The sequence below is a fragment of the Paraburkholderia guartelaensis genome, assembly GCF_004353905.1.
GTDB lineage: Bacteria > Pseudomonadota > Gammaproteobacteria > Burkholderiales > Burkholderiaceae > Paraburkholderia > Paraburkholderia guartelaensis.
The window spans coordinates 343,183-364,009 of sequence record NZ_SMOD01000003.1 but is presented as its reverse complement, the minus strand read 5'-3'; the positions used below and the strand labels follow the sequence as shown (position 1 = coordinate 364,009).

At 65.4% G+C, this 20,827-nt stretch carries 23 protein-coding genes; 11 read left to right on the top strand and 12 right to left on the bottom strand.

Features of this window, described 5'->3' with window-relative positions; all coding sequences use genetic code 11:
• Nucleotides 1-145: 145 nt before the first annotated feature.
• Nucleotides 146-1,978 carry a cytochrome c biogenesis protein DipZ gene (locus tag E1N52_RS06115; RefSeq protein WP_133181114.1) on the bottom strand — a complete coding sequence of 611 codons (1,833 nt, stop codon included), beginning with the start codon at nt 1,976-1,978 and terminating at the stop codon, nt 146-148.
• Nucleotides 1,979-2,304: 326 nt separating this feature from the next.
• On the opposite strand from E1N52_RS06115, the gene E1N52_RS06110 reads away from it, so the two are divergent.
• Nucleotides 2,305-2,868, top strand: a complete 564-nt coding sequence (locus tag E1N52_RS06110; RefSeq protein ID WP_133181112.1) for a thioredoxin family protein — start codon at nt 2,305-2,307, stop codon at nt 2,866-2,868.
• Nucleotides 2,869-2,918: 50 nt separating this feature from the next.
• Here E1N52_RS06110 and E1N52_RS06105 read toward each other — a convergent pair whose 3' ends face one another.
• Complete coding sequence (locus E1N52_RS06105) at nt 2,919-3,659, bottom strand: class I SAM-dependent methyltransferase (protein ID WP_133181110.1); 741 nt, start codon at nt 3,657-3,659, stop codon at nt 2,919-2,921.
• Between the two features lie 99 nt (nt 3,660-3,758).
• Between E1N52_RS06105 and E1N52_RS06100 the strand changes: the two genes are divergently transcribed.
• A complete protein-coding gene (locus E1N52_RS06100) occupies nt 3,759-4,169 on the top strand; it encodes a GFA family protein (protein WP_133181108.1) in 411 nt (136 codons plus the stop codon).
• Between the two features lie 5 nt (nt 4,170-4,174).
• On the opposite strand, the gene E1N52_RS06095 is transcribed toward E1N52_RS06100, so the two are convergent.
• The 3 genes from E1N52_RS06095 to E1N52_RS06085 all read right to left on the bottom strand — a co-directional run bounded on the left by E1N52_RS06095 (nt 4,175) and on the right by E1N52_RS06085 (nt 6,240).
• The gene (locus tag E1N52_RS06095) at nt 4,175-4,582 is read right to left on the bottom strand and encodes a GFA family protein (protein ID WP_133181106.1); all 408 of its coding nucleotides are present in this window, start codon (nt 4,580-4,582) and stop codon (nt 4,175-4,177) included.
• Between the two features lie 75 nt (nt 4,583-4,657).
• A complete protein-coding gene (locus E1N52_RS06090) occupies nt 4,658-5,185 on the bottom strand; it encodes a cytochrome P460 family protein (RefSeq protein WP_133181105.1) in 528 nt (175 codons plus the stop codon).
• 11 nt (nt 5,186-5,196) lie between these two features.
• Nucleotides 5,197-6,240: an alpha/beta fold hydrolase gene (locus tag E1N52_RS06085; RefSeq protein WP_133181103.1), complete on the bottom strand. Its 1,044-nt coding sequence runs from the start codon at nt 6,238-6,240 to the stop codon at nt 5,197-5,199.
• A gap of 411 nt (nt 6,241-6,651) precedes the next feature.
• Between E1N52_RS06085 and E1N52_RS06080 the strand changes: the two genes are divergently transcribed.
• Both E1N52_RS06080 and E1N52_RS06075 read left to right on the top strand, forming a co-directional pair.
• Nucleotides 6,652-6,900: a DUF4148 domain-containing protein gene (locus tag E1N52_RS06080; protein ID WP_133181101.1), complete on the top strand. Its 249-nt coding sequence runs from the start codon at nt 6,652-6,654 to the stop codon at nt 6,898-6,900.
• A gap of 40 nt (nt 6,901-6,940) precedes the next feature.
• Nucleotides 6,941-7,363: an organic hydroperoxide resistance protein gene (locus tag E1N52_RS06075; protein ID WP_133181099.1), complete on the top strand. Its 423-nt coding sequence runs from the start codon at nt 6,941-6,943 to the stop codon at nt 7,361-7,363.
• Between the two features lie 94 nt (nt 7,364-7,457).
• Here the strand turns inward: E1N52_RS06075 and E1N52_RS06070 are convergent, their stop codons facing one another.
• Entirely contained in the window at nt 7,458-8,492 is a 1,035-nt protein-coding gene (locus E1N52_RS06070; protein ID WP_133181233.1) for a 2-hydroxyacid dehydrogenase, read from the bottom strand.
• 226 nt (nt 8,493-8,718) lie between these two features.
• Complete coding sequence (locus tag E1N52_RS06065) at nt 8,719-9,081, bottom strand: DUF4148 domain-containing protein (protein ID WP_133181097.1); 363 nt, start codon at nt 9,079-9,081, stop codon at nt 8,719-8,721.
• A gap of 322 nt (nt 9,082-9,403) precedes the next feature.
• Here E1N52_RS06065 and E1N52_RS45260 point away from each other — a divergent pair, with 322 nt between their 5' ends.
• The 6 genes from E1N52_RS45260 to E1N52_RS06035 all read left to right on the top strand — a co-directional run bounded on the left by E1N52_RS45260 (nt 9,404) and on the right by E1N52_RS06035 (nt 16,412).
• Nucleotides 9,404-9,529, top strand: a complete 126-nt coding sequence (locus tag E1N52_RS45260; protein WP_256094506.1) for a hypothetical protein — start codon at nt 9,404-9,406, stop codon at nt 9,527-9,529.
• A gap of 674 nt (nt 9,530-10,203) precedes the next feature.
• Nucleotides 10,204-11,742, top strand: a complete 1,539-nt coding sequence (locus E1N52_RS06055) for an NfeD family protein (protein ID WP_133181095.1) — start codon at nt 10,204-10,206, stop codon at nt 11,740-11,742.
• Nucleotides 11,739-12,500 carry a slipin family protein gene (locus E1N52_RS06050; protein WP_069262378.1) on the top strand — a complete coding sequence of 254 codons (762 nt, stop codon included), beginning with the start codon at nt 11,739-11,741 and terminating at the stop codon, nt 12,498-12,500. The genes E1N52_RS06055 and E1N52_RS06050 overlap by 4 nt, the downstream gene beginning before the upstream one ends.
• A gap of 183 nt (nt 12,501-12,683) precedes the next feature.
• Nucleotides 12,684-14,738: an elongation factor G gene (fusA, locus tag E1N52_RS06045; RefSeq protein ID WP_069266940.1), complete on the top strand. Its 2,055-nt coding sequence runs from the start codon at nt 12,684-12,686 to the stop codon at nt 14,736-14,738.
• A gap of 119 nt (nt 14,739-14,857) precedes the next feature.
• A complete protein-coding gene (locus tag E1N52_RS06040; protein ID WP_133181093.1) occupies nt 14,858-15,415 on the top strand; it encodes a TetR/AcrR family transcriptional regulator in 558 nt (185 codons plus the stop codon).
• 76 nt (nt 15,416-15,491) lie between these two features.
• A complete protein-coding gene (locus tag E1N52_RS06035) occupies nt 15,492-16,412 on the top strand; it encodes an alpha/beta fold hydrolase (RefSeq protein ID WP_133181091.1) in 921 nt (306 codons plus the stop codon).
• Between the two features lie 12 nt (nt 16,413-16,424).
• On the opposite strand, the gene E1N52_RS06030 is transcribed toward E1N52_RS06035, so the two are convergent.
• The 3 genes from E1N52_RS06030 to E1N52_RS06025 are packed head-to-tail and all read right to left on the bottom strand — an operon-like array spanning nt 16,425 to nt 17,675.
• Nucleotides 16,425-17,168, bottom strand: coding sequence for a response regulator (locus E1N52_RS06030; RefSeq protein ID WP_042264062.1), 744 nt, complete (start codon nt 17,166-17,168; stop codon nt 16,425-16,427).
• Complete coding sequence (locus tag E1N52_RS44000; protein WP_165979342.1) at nt 17,131-17,295, bottom strand: hypothetical protein; 165 nt, start codon at nt 17,293-17,295, stop codon at nt 17,131-17,133. The genes E1N52_RS06030 and E1N52_RS44000 overlap by 38 nt, the downstream gene beginning before the upstream one ends.
• Nucleotides 17,292-17,675, bottom strand: a complete 384-nt coding sequence (locus E1N52_RS06025) for a GFA family protein (protein WP_133181089.1) — start codon at nt 17,673-17,675, stop codon at nt 17,292-17,294. Before E1N52_RS06025 ends, E1N52_RS44000 begins: the two co-directional genes overlap by 4 nt.
• A gap of 233 nt (nt 17,676-17,908) precedes the next feature.
• On the opposite strand from E1N52_RS06025, the gene E1N52_RS06020 reads away from it, so the two are divergent.
• Entirely contained in the window at nt 17,909-18,274 is a 366-nt protein-coding gene (locus E1N52_RS06020; RefSeq protein WP_133181087.1) for a cupin domain-containing protein, read from the top strand.
• Nucleotides 18,275-18,320: 46 nt separating this feature from the next.
• On the opposite strand, the gene E1N52_RS06015 is transcribed toward E1N52_RS06020, so the two are convergent.
• A complete protein-coding gene (locus E1N52_RS06015; protein WP_133181231.1) occupies nt 18,321-19,637 on the bottom strand; it encodes an ATP-binding protein in 1,317 nt (438 codons plus the stop codon).
• 168 nt (nt 19,638-19,805) lie between these two features.
• A complete protein-coding gene (locus tag E1N52_RS06010) occupies nt 19,806-20,744 on the bottom strand; it encodes a LysR family transcriptional regulator (RefSeq protein WP_133181085.1) in 939 nt (312 codons plus the stop codon).
• Nucleotides 20,745-20,827 lie beyond the last annotated feature (83 nt).

The window sequence follows — 20,827 nt, the reverse complement described above, 5'->3', positions numbered from 1 at the left end:
GGGGCGCGGTTTGCATATGAACGTGTCCGAATTGCGCGCAGATACATTGCGCTACAAAAAGCCCCCCCGCGATGCGCGGCGCGGGCCGTAACGCAAACGCCGCCGGCCCGCGAGGGCACGGCGGCGCGGCGTGGCATTGCGCGTATCAGCCGAACGTGAAGCTGTAGACGTGCGCGCCCGGATCGAGAAAGCGGATCTCGAAGGTGTGATCCCCAATGCGGCCGGACTGCCGCACGAGCTGGTACAGGCGGGCGCTCGTGGCGACGCCGGTGCCGTCCGCTGCGACATCTGCGCCGTGCGCGGCTCCTGGCGGCGCGCCGTCGATGCTGATGCGAAAGCGCACGGGCTTGCCGTCGGCGGTCGGCGCGAGCACCAGATGCAGGTCGCGCGCATGGAAGCGATAGGCAATGCTCGCCTGCGGCGCACCCGCCACGGCGGACTCGGCGCCCACGTTCCACTGCCCGCCGAACGCCCACTGGTTCAAGCCGAGCTGCCCCGGCAAGGTGTACGCGGCGACCGTGTCGGCCTGCACGCGCTCCGTGTTCGCATTGCCCTGCGCCTCGCGATACCCCACGTACGTCTCGCCCGAGCCGATGTCGCGTTGATCCGCGGGAGCCAACGCGCCGCTCGACTGCGGTGCTGTCGGCGTGGCGGCGGGCGCGGCGTGGCCGTTGTCGGCCAGCAGTTGCTGGATCGCCTGCTCGGCCTGCGCGTAGTCGCCTTCGCCGAAGTGGTGATAGCGCACGCGCCCCTGTGCATCAACGAGATAGAACGCCGGCCAGTACTGGTTGCCGAAGGCGTTCCAGATGCGGTAGTCGCTGTCCACGGCAACGGGATAGCGGATGTCCAGGTTGGCCAATGCCCGCTTGACGTTGCCCGTGTCATGCTCGAAGCCGAATTCCGGCGTGTGCACACCGATCACGACAAGGCCGTCGTTGCGGTAACGGTCGGCCCACGTCTTCAGATACGGCAGGGTCCGCAGGCAGTTGATGCACGAATAGGTCCAGAAGTTGACCAGCACGACCTTGCCGCGCAGCGCTTCGGGCGTGAGGGGCGCGGAATTGAGCCACGCGTTCGCGCCGTCGAGCGCGGGCAGGCGGCCTTCCACGGGAAGATCGACGGCGGGCGCCGGGGCCGGCATCGACACGCGCACGATGTGAGCCGCTGATTCGTCCTGCACCGCTGGACGCGCCTGGGCTTGCCGCTCCTCCTGACGCGTCGGCTCTGCGCGCGGCGCTTGCCGTGCCGTAGCGGGGCTCGCAAGCAGATCGACGAGGCGCGCTTCCACGCCATTGGTCGGCGCGCCCGGCACCAGCGCAAGCAGGCGCGTATCCACGCCCAGCGCGATCGCGCCGACCGTGAGGAGCACGAGCGCACCCATCGCGCGCCGCACATGCTCGCCCACGCCGAGCGAGCGCTTGAGCGCGGCCATGGCGCGATGGCCGAGCCCCGCCACCACCGCGAGCGAACTGGCTGCGCCCACGGCATAGGCCGCGAGCGCGGCCCACGTCTGCCAGGTCACGCCGTGGCGGGCCGCGCCGGTGATGATGAGACCGAGGATCGGCCCGGCGCACGGCGCCCACAGCAGGCCCGTGGCGGCGCCGAGCAGCACGGCGGAGCCGATGCGGCGCGACGCGCCATCGTCCTGCGAACGCGCCATGAAGCGGTCGGCGAGCGCCGTGAGCGGGCCGGAGAGGCGCGTGGCGAGCGCGGGAAAGAGCAGCGCCGCGCCGAACAGCGCAAAGAGCCCGAGCGCGATCCAGCGGCCGTACTCGCTCAGTTGCGCCGCGCCGTTCAGGCCGGCGGCGCCGAGCCCCGTCAGCAGCGCGAACGTGAGCGCGAGGCCGAGCAGCATGGGCAGCCGGCCAGTCAGAAAGGGTTCTTCGGAACGCGCGAACACGAACGGCACGACCGGCAGGATGCAGGGGCTCAGGACGGTGAACGCACCGCCCACGAATGCGATGACGATGAGTAACATGAGTTCGGTCTCCAGACGAATGTCGGCGGACTTGCCATGTGGCGTATTTCAGCGCGGGCATGTATCCGGGGAATGTCTGGAAGGCGTGCGTCGTGCATCCGCGTGTATCGCGAGAGCGGTTGGATACATGCGGATACAAACACGCGCAACGCGAGCAACGGCGCGCGCGAGGCGGACGCGCAGTGGACGCGCAGTGGACGATTTGTATCGCTACGTATCGCGCCCCGGCGGCGACACACTACGTTTCAACAGTGCCGCCAGCGGGACACGAGCCAGATACGTGGGAGCGTTCCAATACGCTCGTCGTCCAAACAAGGAGAACCGTCATGATCTCTCGTCTCAAGATAGCCGCTGTTGCCATCGGCCTCGCCGCCACCGCCGGGCTCGCCGCGTACGCCTCGGGCGAATCGCCGTCGGGCGGATCGGCAGCGCTGCAAACCGGCGCGCAGGCGCCCAACTTCACCGGCATCAACAACTGGCTCAACAGCCCGCCGCTCGACCTCAAGCAGTTGCACGGCAAGGTCGTGCTCGTCGACTTCTGGACCTTCGACTGCATCAACTGCGTGCACACGATCCCGCACATCAAGGAGCTGGACGCGCGCTATCGCGACAAGGGTCTCGTGGTGGTCGGCGTGCATACGCCCGAATATTCGTTCGAGCGCGACACCGGCAACCTGCAGAAGGCGATCAAGCAGTACGGCATCACGTACCCTGTCGCGCAGGACAACGGTTACGCGACGTGGAACGCCTACGGCAATCAGTACTGGCCGGCGGTCTACCTCATCGACCAGAACGGCAAGCTCGTTTATACCCACTTCGGCGAGGGCGATTACGCGCAGACCGAGCAGAAAGTTCGCGATCTGCTGGGCATTCAGAGCAAGCAGGGTTGATCGACTGGCGCCGCCGCTCCGGCTTGCGGGGTGGCGGCGATCACGAGGCGCTACGTATTCGCCGATACCATCAGCAGCATCGGACGTTCGAGTTCCTCCGCCAATGCAGGCGTTTGCTGAATCTGCCCGGGCGTCGGCGCAAATTCATTCACGCGCTGAATGTGGAACCCGGCGTCGATCAGCGTGTTCAGCGTGGTGCCCAGCGTTCGATGGTATTTCAGCACGCCCTTGACGAACCAGTCGGTGCGACGCTCGCCTTCCATGGCGTAGCCATTGACGGGCCAGGTCTTGCGGCCCCGCTGGTCGCTCGCTGCGCCGCTGATCCAGTGCGGGTTCGCCGCCGCCATGTAAACCGGATGCTCGATCGTGAAGACGAGTTGGCCCGTGCTTGCGAGCGCGCCGCGCAGGGTGTGCGCGAGGCGGGCGAAATCGGCCACGTAGTGAAAGGCCAGCGCGCTGTACACGAGGTCGAACGCCTCGCACGGCAGACTCAGCGTGTCGAGATCGCCGATACGGTATTCAACGGCGGGGTCCGTCGTATCCACCCTCGAGCGCGCGATCATGCGCTGCGAAATGTCGATGCCGAGCACTGAGGCCGCGCCCTGCTCGCGCATCCAGCGTGAAGCCCAGCCGAAGCCGCAACCCAGATCGACCACGCGTTTGCCGCGCAGATCCGGCAGCAGCGCGCGAATTGCCGGCCATTCGGGCGCGCCTTCCAGCCCCAGCACCTGGCGCGGGAGCCGGCTGTAGCCTGCGAGGAATTCCGGGTCGTCGTAGATGTTCTGCGCCATGTTGTCCCTTCGAAATCGCGAGCGAAGAGACCGACTATACGCGTTCCGACGCGCGTACCATGCGATATTCCGTGCGAACCCGAAAGAGGGAGAAGACCGATGTCGAAGGCCTGGAAAGGCCGCTGCCTGTGTGGCGCGGTGCAATACAACGCTCGCGGCGCATCGCTCGCGCAGCTCGTTTGTCACTGCCGCGATTGCCAGCGCGCTTCAGGATCGGCCGGGTTGCCGGTGGTCGTCGTGAGCGCGGCTGAATTCTCGTTCGAAGGCGAAATCCGGTCTTACACGATGACCGGCGGCAGCGGCATGCCAACCACGCGAAATTTTTGTGCCCATTGCGGCAGCCTGCTCTTTGGCACACCGCAGCATGCGCCGGATATCGTGACGATCTACGCCGGCACGCTCGATGAACCCTCACGATTCCATGCCGAATTCGTACAGTTCACGTGTGAACGGCATCAACTGGACGCCCGCGGGCCCAGCGTTGCTCAATATGCGGGACGAGCGCCCTGAGACACTCAAAGGTGCCGCGTTTCCCGAGGTGGATTGCCCCAGTCATTCGCGAGACCGTTGGCATAGTAGATCGGTGCGTCGAGGGCTTCGTTCAGGTCGAAGTCGTCGATGCACATGATATTCACGTTGATATAGGGGTAGCCCGTTCCGTTCGGCATATCGACGCGGTCGAATACATGCACGCCGCAGTGTTTGCAGAACGGATGATGAGCAACCGGGTTCTTCCCTTCGTAATGCGTGAGATCGTTTTCGCCCGAGAGTAGAACGAAGGCTTCCGGGTGAACCTGGACGAGCCAGAGCCGGAGTCTTCCGCAGAAACTGCAGTTGCATTTTCCCGTGCCCTTGCTGAAATCGATTAGGGCTTCGAACTTCACCGACTGGCAATGGCAACTTCCACGGTACGTCCGCTGCATGGGGCTCTCCCGATCAGTTTGACGACGACTGCGGGATTATGTCACCAATCCTGAATCAGGAGCCCCTGCACCCTGTCAAGGCGCGAACCGCGTAAACACGTAGTCGCGATCCTTCACCTTCGAAGCGTGGCACGCAAAACACGTTTGATGCTGCGCCTCGTTGGCCGGCACGCCATTGATGAAGCGCCCATACCCCCAACCGCCCGTCGATGCATAGCGGCGCGAGTCCTTCACCATGACCTGCACCGTCGTGGGCTGGCCCGGCACCGTGGCCGGCCCGAAATCATCGGACTGCTTACGCTTGTACGCAAGCTTCACGAGGATCGTGCCGTCAGGATACGGCAGCGTCGCGTTCTCGATCGCCTTGATCGCAACCGGATTGCCGAGCACCACGCGTAGTTCGTCGAGCGGCGCGGCCTCCTCGGCCGGCGCGATCATTTCCCACTTGCGGTAGCCGGGCGGAATCGTCACGCCGTAGATCGGCGATGCGGCTTGCCCCGGCGCTTGCGTACCTTGCTGGGCCCACGCAGCGGGACCCTGTGCGAGACCCGCGAGCAGTGCGAGCGCGACGGGCGCGCGATGCTTGAGAAAACTTGCTTGCATCGCGGCCCCCGTCACAGATGCGTGACTTGCAGGATGGCCTGCGCGAACTCCTTGGGCGCTTCCTGCGGAAGATTGTGGCCGATGCCGCCGTCGAGATTGCGATGCAGATACTTGCCCGTGAACTTCTTCGCGTATGCGGCCGGCGCGGGATGCGGCGCGCCGTTGGCGTCGCCTTCGAGCGTGATGGTCGGCACGGTGATGGGCGGCGCGGCAGCGAGACGCTGCTCGAGGCTGTCGTACTTCGCTTCGCCCTGTACGAGCCCGAGGCGCCAGCGGTAATTGGAGATCACGATGGCCACGTGGTCCGGATTCTGGAAGGACGCGGCGCTGCGCTCGTAGGTCGCGTCGTCGAAATTCCACTTCGGCGAGGCGAGTTGCCAGATCAGCTTGTTGAACGCGTCGCGATTTGCGGCATAGCCTTGCGCGCCACGCTCGGTCGAGAAGTAGAACTGGTACCACCATTGCAGCTCGGCTTGCGGTGGCAGCGGCTTGCGGTTCGCCTCCTGGCTGCCGATCAGATAGCCGCTCACCGAGACCATCCCCTTCACGCGCTCGGGCCACAGCGCCGCGACGATGTTCGCCGTGCGCGCGCCCCAGTCGTAGCCGCCCAGAACGGCCTGATCGATCTTCAGGGCGTCCATGAACGCGATGAGATCGACGGCGGTGACGGCCTGCTGGCCGTTGCGCGGCGTGTCGTCCGAGACAATGCGCGTGCTGCCGTAGCCGCGCAGATACGGCACGAGCACACGATAGCCCGACGCGGCCAGCATCGGCGCTACCTCGACATAGCTATTGATGTCGTAGGGCCAGCCATGCAGCAGGATCACCACCGGGCCGTTTTTCGGACCCGCTTCGGCGTAGCCCACATTGAGCAGGCCCGCGTTGACCTGCTTGATCGGGCCGAACGATACGCCGTTGCCCGTGCGCGTGTTGCCTTCCGTGCCGCCCGCCGACTGTGCGTGCGCGAGGCCGCCGAATGCGAAGTCCGCGAGCGTGAGGCCGGCAAGCGACGTGCCGAGAAGGCGACGGCGCCGGACATTGACGGGATCTGACATGACCACTTCTCCTTGTTGTGCATGCAGGCCGCGCCCGAACGGCTTGGCCTCGTTGATGAGCCGGCGGCAGCAGATCGCTCGAATCGGTCGATCGCGCTCGCGGCGGCAGGCAAACGCCCCGGTGAATTTATAACCGGGCAGGAAAAGCGCCATGTATCCCAATGTGTCTGCTGCGAGCGCGTACACAAAACGAATCAAAAAAATAGCGGCGTGGCAGGATCGATTCGGCGCGAGCGGGATTGCACGAGCGGCGCGTTTGTATCGCAATGTATAAGCGCCGGCCACAGACACATACCCTTGCAAAACGCGGCGTTCATGAAACACAGCAGATACGTCCGGTGGTTTTAATGCATCAACGCCGGAACTTGCTGATGACCGGACGGATTTCCAAACCCTTCCCAGGAGAAAGTCATGAACGTCTCGAAGCTCGCCCTCGCCTTTGCCGCCAGCGCCGCAGTCCTCACCGCCGCTCCGGTCTTCGCTGCCATGCCCGCTCAGTCGAGCGCTGCACAACCGACGGTTCAACAAAGCCAGGCATGGATGCCCGCCAGCAATGCGGCGAACGCAAAGATCACGCGTGCACAGGTTCGCCAGGAACTGGTTCAGGCGCAGCACGACGGCCAGCTCGCAGCGATCCAGCAGCTGTACCGCGGCAGCTAATTCATTGTCCCAACGACGCTAACCCCAGGAGATAAACACCATGACTCAGGCAGAAAAAGTGCTGTACACCGGCAAGACCCACACCACCGGCGGCCGTGACGGCGCGGCCCGCAGCGAAGACGGTCGACTGGACGTGAAGCTCTCGCCCCCCGGCTCGAGCGCACCGGGCACGAACCCGGAGCAGATGTTCGCGGCAGGCTGGTCGGCGTGCTTCATCGGCGCGATGGGCCGCGCGGCCACGAAGCTCGGCACGACGCTGCCGCGCGACGTGGCGGTCGACGCCGAGATCGACCTCATCAACGCCGACGACGCGTTCAAGCTGCGCGGCCGTCTGAACGTGACCCTGCCGGGCGTCGATCGCGAGACGGCGCAGCGCATCGTCGAAACGGCACACCAGATCTGCCCGTACTCGAAGGCCACGCGCGGCAACATCGACGTCACGCTCAGCGTGGTCGAGGCGTGATCGAGGCGTGATCGCGTAGCAGTAGAAAGCAAAGAAGCGGGGCGGCTTGCGCGCGCCCCGCTTCGCTTTTGTGTGTTGCCGTGTGCGTTGCGCTCTAGCCGTGCGGCGCGTCCACGAGATTGACCGGCGAGCCGCTACGCCAGGCCTCCACGTTGCGCAGCGTCGTTTGCGCAATCTCGCTCATCGCCTCGCGCGTGAAGAACGCCTGGTGCGACGTGACGATCACGTTCGGAAACATCAGGAGGCGCGCGAGCACGTCGTCTTGCAGCGGCGCATCCGAGTGGTCCTCGAAGAACAGGCCGCCCTCTTCCTCGTACACGTCGAGTCCGAGATGGCCCAACTGGCCGCTCTTGAGCGCATCGACGAGCGCAGTGCTTTCCACGAGGCCGCCGCGCCCGGTATTGATGAGCATGGCGCCGCGCTTCATCTTCGCGAGCGCTTGGCGGTCGATCAAATGACGCGTTGCGGGCACGAGCGGGCAATGCAGGCTCACCACGTCGGACTGCGCAAGCAGCGTGTCGAGCGGCACGTAGCGCGCGCCGAGCGCCAGCAAGTCGGCGGCCGGTGGACCCGGGTCGTGGGCGAGAACCTGCATGCCGAAGCCCGCCATGATGCGCGCAAAGCACCGTCCGATAATGCCCGTGCCGATCACGCCGGCCGTCTTCCCATGCAGGTCGAAACCGAGCAGACCGGCAAGCGAGAAGTCGCCTTCGCGCGTGCGCGACACGGCGCGCGGCAGCTTGCGGTTCAGCGCGAGGATCAGCCCGACGGCATGTTCGGCCACCGCATGCGGCGAATACGCAGGCACTCTCGCGACGGTGATGCCAAGACGCTGCGCCGCCGCAAGATCCACGTGATTGAAGCCCGCCGAGCGCAGCGCCACGAGTCGCGTGCCGCCCTTGTGGAGGCGCTCGAGCGTGGCGGCGTCGACCGTATCGTTCACGAACGGGCACACCACCTCGTAGCCATCGGCGATCACGGCGGTATCGGCATCGAGATGCGATTCCTGGTAGTGCAATTCATATTGGAATGCGCTGTTCGCCTCGGTGAACGTATCGACGTCGTACTGGCGCGCGCTGAACAGGATCATGCGTGGGCGAGCGGAAGTGGGGATCTGGGTTCCCGGCATGTTGACCTCGTGCGAGCTTCGGGGTGTGGGCGCGAAGTGCGCCTTGATGCGCATGGATGCGCCTTGAACTCGAACGTGAAAGCGTTCGCGTGAGCCGCGTGGCCACGCAAGCACATGGTAACAGCAGGTCGGCGGGGGATCGGGGATGAGTGGGCTGGGCCTGGACGCGGCAACGCCGCGAAGCCTGCCGGTGCGCGGCAAACTTCGCGGCGTCGTGCCGCGCGCATTACGAGTGAGCGTAGATCGGGCCGAGGCCAACGACATCCTGGCCGGCCTCATTCGCACCGGCGGCATTCGATACAGCATGGACGTGCGTGCGGCTGCCTGCTGCGGACGCACCCCCGGCCACGCCACCGAACGACGACGCGGCTGCACCGCTTTCGGCGCTCACGCGCGAGAGCGCGGCTTGCAGGTTCGCGGGGTATTGCGTGTTGTCGCTGGCCGGGTTGTAGCCGGCCTTCTGGAGTTGCACGAGTTCAGCCTTCACTTCGGCGCGGGTCACCGGTTGGCTCGACTGGGCGAACGAGAGCGCAGGAACGGCAACGAGGGCAGCAAGAGCGGCGGCGGCGAGCGAGTGTGCGAGCTTCATGGTGTTTCTCCTGACGTTGGGTGAGTGGTTGCGCACTGTTGTGTATCAACCTTGCGTAGGAGACATTTGAACGCCGCGATGTATCTGGCTTGTTTGCGCGCGCGCCCGCTTTTGCAAGCGCGCTTGTCGGACGCGCGGCCAGACACAGTGCGATACAAGAAGGCGCGTTGTCGCGTGGGCGGGGCCGGCTAACACGACAATAAGGGGCGAATCAAAAGTGTTGCTGCACCGCACACTTAGCCTCCGCGCGCCTTGCATTCCGCCCTGAAATCTCTATAATAAGGGTTATCCCTTAGGAACTAACCCTAGCAAAGAGGAAATCATGGGTGCAATCGTCGAAAAACTGACTCAAGTTCTGGCTGCACTGCGTCGTCTTGGCGCCGAAGCGCTGAACCGTCACCTCGAATACTGCGAACTGCTCGCAGAAGCTCAGCGCCGCTGGTACTAATCCGCGCCTGACTGCAGCAAGCGTCCCTGCCCGTACAAACGAGGGACGAGAAGTAACACGCGGCCGCATCGAGCGGTCGGGTTTTATGCGGCGCCTGGCCAGACCTCGACTTTCGGGGCATCCGTGCGCGCCGCATCGGGCCGTCATCCCGGCGCAGCCAAAAGTGCGCGGCGCCGGTATAGCGTCTACGCAAAGCCACGCAGTTCCCGCGTGACCGGCCGGTCGTCCAGACCCCGCCGGGTGAGCGCGTACGTAGCTCCTGCCATGGCCACCGCACCGAACCCCGGTAGCGCGTGAGCATGAAATGCGCGACCGCGTTCGAGCGGTACGCGGCCACATCCTGTCCGTCCTCGAAGCTCGCCGCGGCGATGCAGCGAAGCGCGGCCATAGGCCTCGTCGCCGAATCGGTCCGTGCGTGCGTCTGCAGCCCTCCTGTCATTTAGTTGCGATAGCAACAACTCGCTGGCCACCGGATGTCATCCGCGAAGCCCGGCGCGCCAAATCTCGATTCCCCCATTGCTTTTGGAGCCGCGCAATCAGTGCGCGGCGCAACGTTCGGCGCGGATTCCCGCCATTCGGGCCGGTTCGCGCTTTGCGCGGAAAGCGCCTAATCTTGAGGTATCGGCTCTTGCCCCATCTGTGAGCCGGAACGTGCGCCACATTCCGGACTTCCGATGCGCGATCATCGCCCCTCGCATGCCGCGGTGCACGACGCGCCGCACGCTCACCCGCACCATCCGCTCACCGCGCGGCTTGCTCGCGCCGTTGTGTTCGTCGCCTTGCTGATCGCGTGGGCCGCCCTGGCGGCCGCGTTAGCCGTACCGGGCGCGTTCGCGGCGCCGAGCCCGCCCGTCGTCGTCATGACGGTGAACGGCGCGATCGGGCCCGCCAGCGCCGATTTCATCGTCCGCTCGCTGGAGCGTGCCGCGCGCGAGCGAGCGCCGCTTGCGATCCTCGAACTGGATACGCCAGGCGGCCTCGACACGTCGATGCGCCAAATCATCAAGGCGATTCTCGCCTCGCCGGTGCCAGTCGCGACGTTCGTCGCTCCCGGCGGCGCGCGCGCAGCGAGCGCGGGCACCTATATCGTCTACGCGAGCCACTTCGCGGCCATGGCGCCGGGGACTAACCTCGGCGCGGCATCGCCGGTGCAGCTCGGCGTGGGCGGCGGCGGTGGCGGTGGCCTTCCGGGTGGCCCGCCAGGCGCCCCCGAGGCCGCCTCCGGCGCCTCGGCCCCGCACGCCGACGACAACGAATCGACGGAAGCCCGCAAGGTCATGCACGATTCCGCCGCCTACATTCGCGGCCTCGCGCAACTGCGCGGGCGCAACGCGGCGTGGGGCGAGCGTGCCGTGCGCGAGGCCGTGAGCCTCTCGGACGAAGAAGCGCGCGACCAGCACGTGATCGACCTGATCGCGCTGGACCCCGCCGATCTCGCGCGTCAGCTCGACGGCCGCACCGTCACGACCACGGCGGGCACGCTGCGCGTGGCCAGTGCGCACGCGCCGCTCGAAGTCGTTGCGCCCGACTGGCGCAACCGCTTCCTCTCGATCGTCGCCGACCCGAACGTCGCGCTGATCCTGCTGACCATCGGCATTTACGGACTCTTCTTCGAGTTCGCCAACCCAGGCTTCGTGCTGCCCGGCGTGGCGGGCGCGACCTGCCTGCTGGTGGGCCTCTTCGCCATGCAGCTGCTGCCCGTGAACTACGCGGGCCTCGGGCTTGTGCTGCTCGGGCTCGCGTGCCTCATCGCGGAGGCATTCCTGCCCACGTTTGGCGTGCTGGGCTTCGGCGGCATTGTGGCGTTCGCCATTGGCGCGCTCATGCTGATGGACACCAGCGCACCCGGCTACGGCATCCCCATAACGCTCATAGCGGGCCTGGCGCTAGGCGGCGCGGCGTTCGTCGCCACCGTCTCCAGCGTGGCGCTGCGCGCGCGGCGGCGGCCCGTGGTGACCGGCGCGGAGGCAATGGTAGGCGCCACGGGCGAAGTGATCGACGAGGGCCTGCACCCCGACCCGCGGCCTGGCCACGCAGCCTTAGCCACGGGCTGGGCGCGCGTGCACGGCGAGCGCTGGCGCGTGGCGTGCGCCACGCCGCTCGCCGCCGGCAGCCGCGTGCGCGTGAGTTCGCGCAGCGGTCTCATGCTCACCGTCACCCCGCTGCACGGCGCGGTACACGAGAAGGCAAACGACAAGGGAGAACATTCATGATCGGCTTCACGTTCGGCTTCACAGGTCTTCTGATCGCGCTGCTGGTGCTGATCGCGTTATCGTCCATCCGCATCTTCAAGGAGTACGAACGCGGCGTCGTGTTCATGCTCGGGCGCTTCTGGAAGGTCAAGGGGCCGGGCCTCGTGCTCATCATTCCCGTGGTGCAGGTGGCGGTGCGCATCGACCTTCGCACGGTCGTGTTCGACGTGCCTTCGCAGGACGTCATCACGCGCGACAACGTTTCGGTGAAGGTCAACGCCGTGGTCTATTTTCGCGTGGTGGACCCGGAAAAGGCCGTGATTCAGGTGGCGCGCTACATCGACGCGACGAGCCAGCTCGCGCAGACCACGCTACGCGCCGTGCTCGGCAAACACGAACTCGACGCTCTGCTCGCCGAGCGCGAGCAACTGAACGCCGACATCCAGAAAGTGCTGGATGCGCAAACAGACGCGTGGGGCATCAAGGTGTCGAACGTCGAGATCAAGCACGTGGATCTCAACGAAACGATGATCCGCGCGATCGCCCGCCAGGCCGAAGCCGAACGCGAGCGCCGCGCGAAGGTGATTCACGCGGAAGGTGAACTGCAGGCGTCCGAAAAATTGCTGCAAGCCGCGCAATGCCTCGCGAAGCAGCCGCAGGCGATGCAACTGCGCTATCTGCAGACGCTCACCACCATCGCCGCCGACAAGAATTCCACCATCGTCTTCCCGCTGCCGATCGAACTGCTCAACGCGCTGATCGAGCGCTTGGGCAAGTGATCCGTCCCCTCAGTTTTTAAGCCGCTTGCGCCTTCGGCAGTTCAACTGAATATTGCAGCGCAGCGAAATCAGCGGGCCAGTGCACGGCGCGCGCTCGTACGCGCTTCTTTTGAGCTTGGGATTGGCAGAGCACGGAAATATCGCCAATAATTGCCGAACATCCACTAACGGACGACGGCGGCCATGGATTACAGTCCCGAAGCCATCCGCACGATCGCTCTGGTCGGCCATGCCGGCTGCGGCAAGACCTCGCTTGCCGAAGCGCTCCTGCACCAGGGCGGCGCGCTGCACGCGCCAGGCAGCGTGAATCGCGGCACCGCCCTCTGCGATTTCGATCCCCTCGAACGCAAGTACCACCACTCCCTCAACTCCGCCATCGCCCACTTAGACCACCAGGACACGCGCATCTACCTGCTCGACACACCCGGCTATCCCGACTTCGCCGGCATGTCGATGAGCGCGCTGCCCGCGGTGGAAACGGCGGCCATCGTCATCAATGCGCGCACCGGCATCGAAATGACGACGACCCGCATGATGGCGTACGCGCAGCAGCGCAAGCTGTGCCGGATGATCATCGTGAACGGCATCGACGCGGAAAAGGTCGATTTGCCGGGCCTGCTCGAACAGATCCAGGAGACCTTCGGCAAGACCTGCCTGCCGATCAATCTGCCTGCGCAAGGCGGCCGCGAAGTAGTGGACTGCTTTTTCAACCCGGCGGGCGAGGCCGATTTCTATTCGGTGGAGGCAGCGCACAATGCGCTCGTCGACCAGGTGATCGAACTCGATCCCGAGTTGATGGAGTTGTACCTCGAACAAGGCGAAGCCATCAGCCCCGAGCAACTGCACGAGCCGTTCGAACGCGCATTGCGCGAAGGCCATCTCGTGCCGGTGTGCTTCACCTCTACGGCCACAGGTGCGGGCATCGCGCAACTGCTCGACGTGTTCGTGCGTCTCCTGCCCAATGTCACCGAAGGCAATCCGCCGCTGTTCTATCGCGAGGTGGAGGGCAAGGAAGGCAAGGAGCCCGTGCGCGCCGAGCCGGATGCCGACAAGCACGTGCTCGCGCATGTGTTCAAGATCGTGATGGACCCGTATATCGGCAAGGTCGCCGTGTTTCGCATTCATCAGGGCACGGTGACGCGTGACAGCCAGCTTTATATCGGCAACGCGCGGCAGCCGTTCAAGGTGGCGCATCTGCTGATGCTGCAGGGCAAGGAGCATACGGAGGTGCAGCGCGCAGGGCCCGGCAATATCTGCGCGGTGGCGAAGGCCGACGACATCGGCTTCGACGCCGTGCTGCACGACGCGCCCGAGGACGGCAACATCCACCTTACGCCGCCAGCGTTCCCCAATCCGATTTACGGTCTCGCAATCGAGCCGGCGCGGCCCGGCAACGAGCAACGCGTGTGGGAAGTGTTGCAAAAGCTCGCGGCGGAAGATCCTTGCCTGCAGATCGATCACCCCGAAGGGACCAATGAAACCGTGGTGCGTGGGCTCGGCGAACTGCACTTGCGCTACATGCTGGAGCGGCTCACCGATCAGTACAAGCTCGATGTCGTGACGCGTCCGCCGACGATCGCGTGGCGCGAGACGATAGGCGGCAAAGCCGAAGGCCATTGCCGCCACAAAAAGCAGACCGGCGGCGCGGGCCAGTTCGGCGAAGTCATGTTGCGCGTCGAGCCGTTGCCGCGCGGTGCGGGCTTCGAGTTCGTGGATGCCGTGAAAGGCGGCGCGATTCCTTCGCAGTTCATGCCTGCCGTGGAGAAAGGCATCTTGCAGGTGATCGACAGCGGTCCGCTCGCGGGCTTTCCCATGCAGGACGTGCGCGTGATCGTGTACGACGGTAAGCACCATCCGGTGGATTCGAAGGAAGTGGCGTTCGTTACCGCGGGGCGCAAGGCGTTTATCGATGCGGTGCTGAAAGCACAGCCTATCGTGCTCGAACCGATTGTCGACATCGAAGTAATGACGCCCGAGGCCGCGATGGGCGACATCATCGGCGATCTTTCCGCTCGACGCGGGCAGGTGCATGGCACGCGCACGATGGGCGGCCAGGCCATGGTCATTGCGGGGAAGGTGCCGCTTGCCGAGCTCAACGATTATCAGTCGCGGCTGAATTCACTCGCGGGCGGGCATGGCAATTACAGCATTCAGCTGAGCCACTACGATCCGGTGCCGCCGACGCATCAGGAAAGGCTCGCGGCGCAGCATAAGGGGCGGGGGGAGAGTGTGGAGTGAGCGTGTTTGAAATGGGGCTATTGATTAGGAAATGAACATTTCCTATAATCTCCCCCATGGCATCCGAGCATCCATCCCAACCCCTGGCCCGCAGCCCCGGCCGCCCACGCGAGTTCGACATGGCAACCGTCGTGGACGGCGCCGTGCGCGTTTTCCGCGAGCGCGGCTACCACGCCACTTCCGTAGGCGACCTCAGCGAAGCAACGGGCCTGACAGCAGGGAGCCTCTACAAGGCATTTGGCGACAAGCGCGGCGTGTTCCTCGCGGCGTTCGACCATTACGTCACGACGCGCAACGCCGAATTGCGTCATCGCCTCGACAAGCAGTCCAAAGCAAGCGAGAAGATTCGCGTCATCCTCGTTTTCTACGCTGAATCGTCACACGGCAGTGAGGGCCGGCGCGGATGCCTCGTGGTTTCCAGCGCCACGGCGCTCGCCACTTTCGACGACGAAGTCGCCACACGCATCGAAGCCGCCATGCGGCGCACCGAAGAGATGCTGCGCGAACTCCTCCAGCAAGGCCAGAAAGACGGTTCGGTTACAGCGGAAATCCATGTTCCGGCCATGGCGCGCACCTTGCTCGCCCTGCTCCACGGCTTTCGTTTGATCGGCAAATCCGGTCGCACGCAGCGCGACATGCTAGCCGCTGCCGACGAAGCCATGCGTTTGCTGCGTTGAAATTTTTTTGGCTAATTTGGAAATGAATATTTCCAATCTATGCCTGCGTTTCTTGAACCCACAGGAGTGTCACGTCATGAGTACGCCCTCACGCATCATCGACCACGGTCCGGCCTCGTTGCCCGACCCCGTCCTGCCCGGCTTCGCGCATCGCTTCGAAACGATCGAAGGCACGCGGCTCCACTACGTCATCGGCGGAAAGGAGGAAGGGGAAACCGTCGTGCTGCTGGCCGGCTATCCGGAAAGCTGGTTCGCGTGGCGCAAGGTCATGCCGCTCCTCGCCGGGCGATATCGCGTGATCGTCCCTGACTTGCCCGGCCAGGGCGACTCCGACCGCCCACAGGGTGGCTACGACACACAATCGCTCGCAACCGCCCTGCACGCGTTGCTCGGCAAGCTGGATGCACGCCGCTACCACCTCGCCGCCCACGACGTCGGCGCATGGGTCGCTTACCCTTATGCGGCGCTATTCGGCGATGAAGTGTCGAGTCTTGCGTTGCTCGACGCCGGCATTCCCGGCATCACGCTGCCGGAAGCTTTGCCCGTAGCGCCCGAGCGCGCGTGGCGCACCTGGCACTTCGCCTTCCATGCGATTCCCGATCTGCCGGAGTTGCTGATAGCGGGCAAGGAGCGCGCGTATCTGGATTGGTTTCTGCGCCGCAAAACGGCGAATCCGCAAACCTTCACGGATGCCGATATCGACGAGTATCTGCGCGTGTTGACGAAGGAAGGCGGATTGCGCGCGGGGCTGGCCTACTATCGCGCCGCCGACGTTTCGGCGCGCCAGAATCGCGAGTTGAGCACGCGCGGCAAATTGCGGATGCCCGTTCTCGCGCTAAGCGCCGATCAGGGCTCGATTGCCGATATGGCCGGTCCACTGCGCGCTTACGCCGATGAGGTGCAAGGCGCGACGCTTGCCCACTGCGGCCATTTCCTGCCGGAGGAGCAGCCCGCAGCAGTGGCCGAAGCACTGCTGCGTTTCTTCGGCCAGACCTGACTCGGGCCGGACTTACTCCGGTGCTTCGACCGTGGTCACCGCGGAGGAAAACACATACCCCTCGCTGCGCAGCGTCTTGATGTAACGCGGCTCGCGCGCCTCATCGCGCAGACGCTGGCGCAGCCGGCTCACAAGCAGGTCGATCGAGCGGTCGAACGCGTCGGCCTGGCGGCCTTGCGTGAGGCTCAGCAGTTGGTCGCGCGTGAGTACGCGCTGCGGATGGTCGAGAAACACGCGCAACAGCCGGTATTCCGCGCCGCTCAGCGCGACGATCGTGCCCTCGGCGTCCAGCAGATGCCGCGCCGTGGTGTCGAGCCGCCAGTCGCCGAACGCGAGCAGTTGCGCCGATTCGCTCACTTCCATGCCCGGCGGCAGCATGCGTGTGCGGCGCAGCACCGAGCGGATGCGCGCGAACAGTTCGCGCACGGCGAAGGGCTTGGGCAGGTAGTCGTCGGCGCCCATTTCGAGGCCCACGATGCGATCCGTCTCTTCATTGCGCGCGGTGAGCATCACCACGGGCACGGCGCGGAACTTGCCCGCGCGCAGCTCGCGGCACAGCACGAGCCCGTCGTCGCCGGGCATCATGAGGTCGAGCACGATCAGGTCGGGCGCGCCGCCCTCCAGCACCGAACGCATTTCGCGCCCGTTCGCGGCCAGCGACACGCGCATGCCGTTCTTCTCGAGGTAGGCTCCGACCAGTTCACGTATGCCGCGATCGTCATCGACGATCAGAACGTGATCCATCTTTTCCGTCATTGGTATTTTTCTCCTTGCGCGCGAGGCGTGAACGGGTTTCGGCAATGCACGAACAGTACACCGGATGCGCAATCTCCGCAGCCAGGCCGCTCGCCGCGAAGAACAGGATGGCGAGCAGGCGTTTCATGCGTCATCCACCAGGGAAAGACTAGCACCGTCGGCAACCGACGCTTCGAGCGCGTAGACATCCACGCCCTCCAGGCAGCCGAGATTGACGCGCCAGCGCGCCGGGTCCCTGCGCGTCTGGTGAAACGGATAAATGCCGCAGTGCTTGCAGAAATAATGCTTCGCCACGCGCGTGTTGAACTGGTACAGCGTGAGCGCGTCTTCGCCCGCGAGGATCGTCAGTTCGCGTGCCTCGAACAACGGGCTCATCAGCGCGCCCTTGCGGCGGCACAGGCTGCAGTTGCAACGCCCGGCGGGTTCGATCGGCGTGTGGACTTCGAACTTTACCGCACCGCAATGACAGGAACCCTTCCAGCGGGTCGTGCTCGTCGACGTGCTCATCTTGCTCTCCATTGATTTCGATGGGTGATGGATAGCGCGCCACCCGCCGCGTACAACCTGGAACCGCCCCGCCCGATTCGGGACGACAATGTCCGCTAGCGCCCATTCGGCGCGCCGCATATCGACCTGAAATGGCCGGCGATGACCACAGCCGGGCCAGCCACAAACCGGCATTGTTTATGCTCGCAAGCTGAAAGCGAGCGAAACGCAAAGAACGGCTACAGGAGGTCCTCATGAAATGTCTGCGCATCTACGCCGACGCCCAGGGTGAGTCCCATTTCGAGGACATCGATATCCCGCTCACGCCGCTCGAGCTCTTTCCCAACATCCCGCCCATTTACCTCTCGACATGGGAGCCGGCGAAGGCGGTGCGCTTTGGCTGGGTGCCGGCGGGCCTCAAGGAGGCGGACTGGCACACCACGCCGGTTCGTCAGTTCGTGATCTGGATGACCGGCTGGGTCGAGTTCGAAACGAGCGACGGCGACACGCGCCACTGCGAGCCGGGCACGGTCGTGCTGTGCGAAGACACCATTGGCAAGGGCCATCGCTCGCGCCACCCCGAGGAAGGCCAGTTCAACGTGTTCATTCCGCTCGCTTGAGTGACCGCCTGACTCACACGATCAGGCGCTCACGGCGCGCCGCTTTTCACGCCTGCGCGCCGCCAAGCACGAGCCGCCCTTCCAGCCCGCCTTCGGGCCGGTTGCGCAGCGTGAGCTGTGCGCCCATCGCCACGGCGAGCTGGCGCGAAATCGCGAGGCCGAGGCCCGTGCCGCCCGTGCCCCGGTTGCGCGAGGTTTCGAGCCGGTAGAACGGCTCGAACACCTTTTCGAGTGCTTCTTCCGGAATGCCGGGGCCGCTGTCGAGCACCGAGATCGTGACGGTCTTGTCCTGCGGCGACGCGCTCACCTCGATGGCCGCCGTGTTCCCATACTTCAGCGCGTTATCCACGAGATTGCCGACGATGCGGCGCAGCGCCTGCACGCGCGTAACGATCGCCACGTCCAGGCGGCGCTCGAAGGTGACGGGCGAGCCCGCATCCACGTAATCGCAGACCAGGCTGTCGAGCAGCGCATCGAGGTCGACGCGGGCGGGCGCTTCGCCGGTGCCGTGCAGCGTGCGCGCGTAGGCCACGCCTTCCTTCACCAGTTGCTCCATCTCGTGCAGGTCCTGCGCGAGCTTGCCCGCTTGCGCTTCGTCGTCCATCTGGTCCACGCGCAGCCGCATACGCGTGATCGGCGTCTGCAGATCGTGGGAGATGGCCGCCAGAATCTGCATACGCTCGGCCACGTGCGCCGAGATGCGCTCCTGCATCGCGTTGAACGCGCGCGCTGCGCGCGCCACTTCGGAGGGCCCTTCTTCCTCGAGGCGCTCCGCCTTCAGGTCCGGACCGAGCGCATCGGCCACGCGGGCCAGTTCGTGCAGCGGCCGCGTGGCAGTGCGCACCGCGAACCAGCAGCACGCCGCCAGCACGACGAGCTGGGCGATGAGCACGGCCGGCAGCCAGCCCGACAGCGGCAGCGCGGGCCCCGGGCGGTAATCGATCGTGAGCGGCGAGCCGTCCGACAGCCGCAGGTGGATCTGCAGGCGTTCGTGCTTGCCGGGCACCGAATTGGTCGTGAGCGCGTACTTGTCCCCTAGGCCCGCCGCGATGGCCGAGGCCACGTCCTTCGAGCGGCTCGCTTCGGGCGGCTCGCCCGGCGTGCCGGGACCAAGGATGAAGCTATAGGTGCGCCGCGCGAGCTGCGGCAGCCACGCGGCGCGTTCGGCCGCGGGCAGATGGTCGAGCAGCGCCACGGAGATGGCGACTTCGCGCGAGATGTAATTGGTCATCATGTTCGCGGTGGCGTCGTTGCGCTCGGTCATCGTGAGCTTGAACGACAGCCCCTGCGCGAGCGCGAGGCCGATGCAAAGGATCAGGGCGAGGCGCGCGAACAGCGTGCGCGGCCAGTGCAGCGCGCTCATTGCCGCGCCGCCCGCTAAAATCAGCGGTGTGCGGCGGGCCGCAAGTCCATCGGCGTGCATGTTCGGACTCCGTGTGCAGGGAATGATGGATTTATACCGCATGCCGCGAGAGGCTTTGTATCTCACTGTATCCGCGCGGGCGCGGGACACAATACATTGCAGGCAGGCTCATTTCGTCGCGTCCTTGCGCGTTTGCGGCTTGCGCTGCGGTGCGGAATCGGCCCATTCGCGCACGGCCTGCGCGAACAGGCGCAGCGCCGCGGGCGGATGGCGATTGGCCGGATAGTAAAGGCACAGCCCCGAAAACACCGGGCCCCACTCGGGCAGCAGATGGACGAGCCGCCCGGCGGCCACATGTTCGGCCACGAGCGTTTCCGGCACCCAGGCCACGCCCACGCCGGCGAGCGCCGCCTCGACCATCAGGTTGAGATTGCCGAGCGTGAGCGGGCCGTCCACGTCGATGCTGGCGCTCTTGCCGCGGTGCGCGAAATCCCAGCGAAACAGCGCGCCGCTCTCGAAGCGAAAGCGGATACAGCGGTGCTGCTCGAGGTCGTGCGGCGCGCGCGGCGGCGCATGCTGCGCCAGATACGCGGGCGAGGCCACGGCGCCAAAGCGCATGTCCTGCGTGAAACGTACGGCGATCATGTCGCGCGGCACGTCTTCGAGCACGCGCACGCCGGCGTCGAACCCGCCGGCCACGATGTCCACGAGCCGCGAGTCCGCCACGAATTCCACGTGGATGTCCGGATAGCGCGCGAGGAACCCCGGCAGCACATGACGAATGAGCGGGCGCGCGCCCGATTCCGAGGCGCTGATGCGGATCGATCCCGAAGGCCGGTTGCTCGCGGTCGCGACGTCGTTCACGGCATCTTCGAGATCGGCCATGGCGGGCCGCACGCGGCTGAGTAGCTGCTCGCCCGCCTCGGTCAGCGCCACGGAGCGCGTGGTGCGGTTCAGGAGGCGCACGCCGAGCTTCGCCTCCAGGTTGCGCACGGTGTGGCTGAGCGCGGAAGGCGAAACGCCCAGTACGCGCGCTGCGCCGCTGAAGCTGCGCTGCTCGGCGATCGTCACGAAGGCCGTCAGTTCGGATAAGCCGGTGCGCACCATTTGTGAATTTCCTTCAATACCCCATGCAAGTTTAGCGGGATTGTTGAGCCGTCTGCAGCAACCTACACTCATTCGGGTAGATG

Bases quoted from the DNA above. Each gene is read 5' to 3' on its own strand.
- E1N52_RS06010 (WP_133181085.1), bottom strand. From the start codon at position 20,744: ATGGTGCGCACCGGCTTATCCGAACTGACGGCCTTCGTGACGATCGCC.
- E1N52_RS06050 (WP_069262378.1), top strand. From the start codon at position 11,739: ATGATCGGCTTCACGTTCGGCTTCACAGGTCTTCTGATCGCGCTGCTG.
- E1N52_RS06030 (WP_042264062.1), bottom strand. From the start codon at position 17,168: ATGACGGAAAAGATGGATCACGTTCTGATCGTCGATGACGATCGCGGC.
- E1N52_RS06055 (WP_133181095.1), top strand. From the start codon at position 10,204: ATGCGCGATCATCGCCCCTCGCATGCCGCGGTGCACGACGCGCCGCAC.
- E1N52_RS06070 (WP_133181233.1), bottom strand. From the start codon at position 8,492: ATGCCGGGAACCCAGATCCCCACTTCCGCTCGCCCACGCATGATCCTG.
- E1N52_RS06015 (WP_133181231.1), bottom strand. From the start codon at position 19,637: ATGAGCGCGCTGCACTGGCCGCGCACGCTGTTCGCGCGCCTCGCCCTG.
- E1N52_RS06040 (WP_133181093.1), top strand. From the start codon at position 14,858: ATGGCAACCGTCGTGGACGGCGCCGTGCGCGTTTTCCGCGAGCGCGGC.
- E1N52_RS44000 (WP_165979342.1), bottom strand. From the start codon at position 17,295: ATGAAACGCCTGCTCGCCATCCTGTTCTTCGCGGCGAGCGGCCTGGCT.
- E1N52_RS06090 (WP_133181105.1), bottom strand. From the start codon at position 5,185: ATGCAAGCAAGTTTTCTCAAGCATCGCGCGCCCGTCGCGCTCGCACTG.
- E1N52_RS06065 (WP_133181097.1), bottom strand. From the start codon at position 9,081: ATGAAGCTCGCACACTCGCTCGCCGCCGCCGCTCTTGCTGCCCTCGTT.
- E1N52_RS06085 (WP_133181103.1), bottom strand. From the start codon at position 6,240: ATGTCAGATCCCGTCAATGTCCGGCGCCGTCGCCTTCTCGGCACGTCG.
- E1N52_RS06075 (WP_133181099.1), top strand. From the start codon at position 6,941: ATGACTCAGGCAGAAAAAGTGCTGTACACCGGCAAGACCCACACCACC.
- E1N52_RS06020 (WP_133181087.1), top strand. From the start codon at position 17,909: ATGAAATGTCTGCGCATCTACGCCGACGCCCAGGGTGAGTCCCATTTC.
- E1N52_RS45260 (WP_256094506.1), top strand. From the start codon at position 9,404: ATGGGTGCAATCGTCGAAAAACTGACTCAAGTTCTGGCTGCACTGCGT.
- E1N52_RS06105 (WP_133181110.1), bottom strand. From the start codon at position 3,659: ATGGCGCAGAACATCTACGACGACCCGGAATTCCTCGCAGGCTACAGC.
- E1N52_RS06080 (WP_133181101.1), top strand. From the start codon at position 6,652: ATGAACGTCTCGAAGCTCGCCCTCGCCTTTGCCGCCAGCGCCGCAGTC.
- E1N52_RS06025 (WP_133181089.1), bottom strand. From the start codon at position 17,675: ATGAGCACGTCGACGAGCACGACCCGCTGGAAGGGTTCCTGTCATTGC.
- E1N52_RS06095 (WP_133181106.1), bottom strand. From the start codon at position 4,582: ATGCAGCGGACGTACCGTGGAAGTTGCCATTGCCAGTCGGTGAAGTTC.
- E1N52_RS06115 (WP_133181114.1), bottom strand. From the start codon at position 1,978: ATGTTACTCATCGTCATCGCATTCGTGGGCGGTGCGTTCACCGTCCTG.
- E1N52_RS06100 (WP_133181108.1), top strand. From the start codon at position 3,759: ATGTCGAAGGCCTGGAAAGGCCGCTGCCTGTGTGGCGCGGTGCAATAC.
- fusA (WP_069266940.1), top strand. From the start codon at position 12,684: ATGGATTACAGTCCCGAAGCCATCCGCACGATCGCTCTGGTCGGCCAT.
- E1N52_RS06035 (WP_133181091.1), top strand. From the start codon at position 15,492: ATGAGTACGCCCTCACGCATCATCGACCACGGTCCGGCCTCGTTGCCC.
- E1N52_RS06110 (WP_133181112.1), top strand. From the start codon at position 2,305: ATGATCTCTCGTCTCAAGATAGCCGCTGTTGCCATCGGCCTCGCCGCC.